General features: G+C 71.6%; 4 protein-coding genes. 3 read left to right on the top strand and 1 reads right to left on the bottom strand.

What is annotated here, in order from left to right:
• The first annotated feature begins 45 nt into the window (after positions 1-45).
• The 3 genes from ACTIDRAF_RS30010 to ACTIDRAF_RS0219940 all read left to right on the top strand — a co-directional run bounded on the left by ACTIDRAF_RS30010 (position 46) and on the right by ACTIDRAF_RS0219940 (position 3,906).
• Entirely contained in the window at positions 46-1,551 is a 1,506-nt protein-coding gene (locus tag ACTIDRAF_RS30010; protein ID WP_425359130.1) for a glycosyltransferase family 87 protein, read from the top strand.
• A 371-nt stretch (positions 1,552-1,922) separates the two neighbouring features.
• Complete coding sequence (locus ACTIDRAF_RS30005) at positions 1,923-2,168, top strand: DUF397 domain-containing protein (protein ID WP_052168907.1); 246 nt, start codon at positions 1,923-1,925, stop codon at positions 2,166-2,168.
• Between the two features lie 61 nt (positions 2,169-2,229).
• Entirely contained in the window at positions 2,230-3,906 is a 1,677-nt protein-coding gene (locus ACTIDRAF_RS0219940) for a glycosyltransferase family 87 protein (RefSeq protein ID WP_016700486.1), read from the top strand.
• Between the two features lie 338 nt (positions 3,907-4,244).
• Here the strand turns inward: ACTIDRAF_RS0219940 and ACTIDRAF_RS30000 are convergent, their stop codons facing one another.
• Entirely contained in the window at positions 4,245-5,582 is a 1,338-nt protein-coding gene (locus ACTIDRAF_RS30000; RefSeq protein ID WP_245533590.1) for a penicillin-binding transpeptidase domain-containing protein, read from the bottom strand.
• Positions 5,583-5,624 lie beyond the last annotated feature (42 nt).

Genomic DNA, 5,624 nt, shown 5'->3' with positions numbered 1-5,624 from the left:
GCGGCCGGCGGAACCGGGACCCGACCGGCCGGTCGGGCGCGCGGGTTGGCGGGGTTGAGCACCGCCAACCGGCTCACCCGGTACGGGCTGGCGCTGGTGGTCCTGCTCAGCGGGCTGACGCTGCTGGCCGGTTACGCCAACAAGGCTCGCTGCACGGGACCCGAGTTCGACGAGTACGGGCGCAGCGGCCCGATGTACAAGGAGCGGATCGACGGCGACGTCTGCTACTCCGACATCCAGCACCTCTGGCTGGGCCGGGACATCGACAAGCACGTCTTCCCGTACCTCCAGGGCAGCCTGAACGAGTACGGGCAGCCCGAGGGCGGCACCGTCGAGTACCCGGTGCTGACCGGCGTGGTCATCTGGGCCGGGGCGATCTTCGCCCACAACGACGCCGAGTTCCTGCTCGGGTCGGCCCTCGTGATGGCACCCTTCGGCCTGCTGACGGCGTGGATGCTGGGCGGTCTCTCCCGGTGGCGAGCCCTCGTCTGGGCACTGGGGCCGCCCGTCGTGCTGTACGCCTTCCACAACTGGGACCTGCCGGTGGTGCTCTGCGCGGTCGCCGCCGTGTACGTCGTGCACCGGGGCTGGGGGAGACGGGGTGCGCACCGGCCGCTGGCGGACCGGGCGCTGGTCGCCTCGGTCCTGCTCGCGCTGGGGTTCGCCTTCAAGATCTACCCGGGTGTCTTCGTCCTGCCCCTGTTGCTCTACGTCTTGACGGGGGGTACCGGTGGCCGGGAGCTGCCCGCCTCGGTGCGGCGGGCGGGCCGGCGGCTCGACCCGGCCGGCGCCCTCCGGGTGGCGTTCGCGGCCGTCGTGACCGTCGTGCTGGTCAATCTGCCCTTCATGCTGCTCGGCTTCGAGGGGTGGCGGGCCTCCTTCGAGTTCCAGGGCAACCGCAAGGTCGACCTGACGACGAACTCGATCTGGTACTGGGGCTTCCGGCCCTGGTCCAACCCCGACAACGGTGCCTTCCAGGCCGCGATGGACGTGCTGTCGCCGACCCTGATGCTGGCCTCGTTCGCCCTCGCCTGCTGGCTGGGGTGGCGGCGTTTCCAGCGGGAGGGCACCTACCCCTGGATCGCGGTCTCGGCCGCGATGCTCTGCGGCTTCCTGCTGCTGCACAAGGTGCACTCACCCCAGTACACGCTGTGGTTGCTGCCGTTCTTCGTGCTCATGCGGGTCCGGTGGCAGTGGATCGCCGCCTACTTCGTCGCGGACCTGGCGATGGGGATCGGGATCTTCCGGTGGTACTACATCACCACCTGGGGGTTGCCCCCGACCATTTACGACGGTTTCGCGCCGCAGGCGGTCATGATCGGCGTCTGGGGCCGGGCCGCCCTGTTGTTGGCGTTGTTCTTCGTGTTCCTCAACAGCCGGTCGACAGTGGACGGTGAACCCGCGCCGCGTCCGCTGCGCCGAGGGCCGGTGCCGGGTCGGACGCCGGCCCCTGCCGTCGCGTCCACGGGCGCTGGCGCGGACGACGGGGTCCGGGCGGAGGCGGGCGAGGGTGGCGCTGGCGGTGGCGCGGACCAGGAGGATGTGAGGTAGCGGCGGCGCAGGCCTGGTCGGGGGGCGTACCAGGCCGGCGCCACCGAGTCCTAGTGTCGACCATGAGCGCCATTTACGTAAGCCCTTGGTGGCCTTCCTCGCTCACGTTGTGTTGTTGACGGGTGAACCGTTGGCAGTGCTGACCCCGCTCAGGGGTGCGTTTCCTAGCCCGAAAGGGGGCAGGTTCCCGTCACGGCCCCGGGTGTTCACGAGCCTAGCGGGTCCCGGTGGAGCGGCGGTGCTGGTGTGGCCCGGGTGGGTGGTCCGACCCAGGGACGGTCGTCGGCTCGCGATCAATCGCAAATATGTTTCACGATTCCGGTCGGGAACGTTCGCGGGACACGAGATCCGACCCGACGGGAGTGGTGGGGATGAACCAGGCGGGAGCCGCCGGGCCCCGGTGGCGCAGCAGCAGCCACAGCGACGGGGATTGCGTGGAGGTGCTGTTCGGGGACGGTGTCATCGGTGTCCGGGACTCGAAACGACCACGGGAACCCGTTCTGCTGGTGACCAGGATGGCGTGGCGGCGGTTCCTCCGCGGCCTCCGCCGGGACGAGTTCGTTCCCCGGGAGGTGCCGGAGGAACTGCGCGAGTGGCCCGGTGCCGCCCGCCGATAGTTCACCACCCGCGCGGCGCGTTCGGGGAACACCTGGCGACGGGAACCCGTAGCATCCGGCCGTGTCCAACCCTCCCGAGCGGCGTCAGCAGCACCCACCGGCCCCACCGGAGCGGGACTCCGGCTCCGGGGCCAGCCAGCGGCGGGCGGCCGGGGCGAGAGTCGACCAGGACACCCTGACCCCGTCGACCAGGGTCGTGCCGAGCTGGACGGAGCCGCTCGCGCGGCGGGCCGCCGCTCCGTTCGGCGGTCCCCTCGGCCGCCACGCCGTGATCGGGAGGCACTGGTTCTGGTCCCCGCTGCGGGTCGGGCTGCTGCTCGCGATCGTCGTCCTCTGCCTCGGCTGGGGCACGAAGGCCGCCTGCATCCAGCAGTTCGTCCAGGACGGGGAGGCCTTCCTCGACTGGCGCGGCAACCGGCAGTACGTCGCCATGTGCTACTCCGACATCGTCCCGCTCTACACCGCCGAACACCTCGACCAGGGCGCCTTCCCCTACCGGGACAGCTGGACGGAGAACGCGGGAACGCCGGACGAGCAGGTCCGGTACATGGAGTACCCGGTGCTGACCGGGATGTTCCAGTGGGTCAACGCCAAGCTCACCGACGCCTGGCTCACCGTCGCGCAGAGCGGCCTGCTCCCCGCGGCCCTCCCCGTCGCGGTGTTCTTCAACCTCACGGTGCTGTGGCTGGCGGTCGGCTGGCTGGTGACCGTCTGGGCGCTGTTCCTGCTGAGCGGGCGCCGGCCGTGGGACGCCGCGATCGCAGCGCTGTCACCACTGGTCATCGTGCACGCCTTCACGAACTTCGACACGCTCGCGACCGCCTTCGCGACCGCCGGCCTGTTGGCGTGGGCCCGCCGTCGCCCGGTCCTGGCCGGGGTCCTGCTCGGGCTGGGCGGGGCGGCGAAGCTGTACCCCCTGTTCCTGCTCGGGCCACTCCTCGTGCTCTGCCTGCGAGCGGGGAAGGTGGGGGACGGGTTGCGGGCCACCGCGGCGGCCGCGGCCGCGTGGTTGGCGATCAACGCTCCGATCTGGCTGCTCTACCCCGAGGGGTGGCGCGAGTTCTTCCGGCTGAACACCGAACGCCCGGCTGACCCCGACTCGCTGTACAACGTCGTCTCCTACTTCACGGGCTGGCCCGGTTTCGACGGGCCGCTCTCCCCCGGCGAGGCGCCGCTGGTGTTGAACCTCGTCAGCCTCCTGTTGTTCCTGGGGTGCTGCGCGGGCGTCGCGTGGGTCGCGATGACCGCGTCGAGGCGTCCTCGGCTCGCGCAGCTCGCGTTCCTGGTGGTGGCCGCGTTCCTGCTCACCAACAAGGTCTGGAGCCCCCAGTACTCGCTGTGGCTGGTGCCGCTGGCCGTGCTCGCGCTCCCGAGGTGGCGGGTGCTGCTGGCCTGGATGACGGTGGACGCGCTGGTCTGGGTGCCCCGGATGTTCTTCTACCTCGGGGTGGACGACAAGGGACTCCCCCCGGACTGGTTCCTCGGCATGGTCGTGGTGCGGGACCTGGCCGTCGTCGGGTTGTGCGTGCTGGTGGTGTGGGAGATCTACCGGCCGGGACGTGACCGGGTCCGGACCTCCGGGGACGACGACCCGACCGGCGGGGTGCTCGCCGACGCCCCCGACGTGGTGGTGTTCCGCCGCCGGCGCGATGGTGGCTCCGCCCGCCCCGACACCATGCGGTCGGGGAGCGGCGCGGGGAAGTCCGATGTCACGGTCGTGCCCCCGCGGCCCGAGTAGGCGAGCGGTCGGCCGCCGGGGCACCCGGAGGGGTTCACCGCCTCGACCACTCGCGGTGGGGTGGCGGATGAGCGTGCCTCCCGGGAGGAGCGGAGACGGGGCAGCTCGGCCGGGGCTGGGGCGGGGGCGTTCGACCGCTGGACGCAGCCCGACGGGGCACCACCGGATCGGCCGGAGCGGCTTCGACGCCCGATCTCCGTCGCGGTGCTCGGGCGAGCGGGGACCCGGTGCCGCTGGCGAGCCCCACGACCAGTGGGGGCGGGGGCGACCGGGGGAACGGGAACGGGCCGCCCCCGCGCGGCGCGCGGCGAACGGCCCGTTCCTGGACTGGCCCGTGGTCAGCTGACGGGGTCGGGGCTGGACGTGAGTTGCGGGTCGTCCGAGCGCCAGCCGAAGTTGTTCAGCACCTGGCCCCTGCTGCCCCGGTCTGGTCCCTCACCCCAGCCGTCACCCTGCCCGTGGCACTCCCACGGGCGTTCCTCGCAGTCCCCCGGCGGCGGGCCGCCGGGGTCAGGCCCCTCGTCGCCGTCGGACGGGTCCGGATCGGGCTGGTCGGTGTCCTCCGGCTCGGTGGACCCCTGGTCGGTGTGGCTGGGATCCGGGGTGTCGGACTCCCGCTCCCGCTCCTCTTCCTCCTCCTGGCGGCGGCGCTCTGCCTCCTCCTCGGCCTGGCGGCTGGCCTCGATCTCCTCGGGGGAGGGGCCCGCCTGGTAGGTGCCGATGCCGACCGCCTGCGGGAAGTCCTCCACCGGTTTGTCCGCCAGGTAGGCGTCCATGAACGTGCGCCAGATGTCGGAGGGCACCGTCCGCCCGTACAGCGGGTTGCCGGCGGCGTCCCGCATCTCCTGCTCCTGGTCGGAACCCACCCACACGGCGGTGGAGATCTGCGGGGTGTAGCCGACCATCCAGGCCTTGGCGTTGCCGGTGGTGTTGCCGAACTGGTGGGTTCCGGTCTTGGACGCGACCGGGCGTCCGTCGGCCAGCGACTGCTGGCTGGCGGCGGCGACCGGCAGCAGGCTCTCGGTCAGGTTGCGGGCCAGCTGCCGGTTCCGTTCGGTGTCCTGCTTGTCGAAGGCGGGCTCGCCCGCGACCGCGTCCTCGTTGATGAGCACCTCCTCGCCGGTGTCCTCCCAGATCACGCTGGTGACGAAGTGCGGCTCCCGTTTGGTGCCGTCGGCCGCGAAGGTGGCGTAGGCGGCGGCCATGTCGATGGTGCGCACCTGGTACTGGCCGAGGGCGATACCGAGGGCGGTGGCCTGGCTGCCCGGCTCCACCATGGTCTCGGCGCCGTTGATCTCGTCGGGGATGCCGGCGAGCACCGCCGCCTCCCGCACCCGCTTGGTGCCGAACTGGTTCGCCATGTCGATGAACGGGGTGTTCGCCGACACCTCGGTGGCCTCCCGCACGGTGCACCAGGTGGTGCTCGCGCACTTGGAGGAGTTCCGGAAGCTGGTGCCCTCGCGTTCGATCACGTCAGGTGACTCGTACCACTCGCCAAGGCCCCGCTCCTGCATGAGTCCGGCGAGGGTGACGAACGGTTTGAAGGAGGAACCGGGCTGCTGGAGGCTCGTCGCGTAGTCGATGCCCGTTCCCCAACCGGTGTCCTCGCCCCCGGTCGGGTTAAGGCCACCGCCGACGTAGGCGATGACGCCGCCGGTCTGCGGGTCGACCGCCACCAACGAGCTGGACGAGCGGACGCGTGCTCAGCTGGTGCGGCT

This window comes from Actinoalloteichus spitiensis RMV-1378 (assembly GCF_000239155.1).
Classification (GTDB): Bacteria; Actinomycetota; Actinomycetes; order Mycobacteriales; family Pseudonocardiaceae; genus Actinoalloteichus_B; species Actinoalloteichus_B spitiensis.
This window is presented reverse-complemented; position numbering and strand designations above follow the sequence as displayed.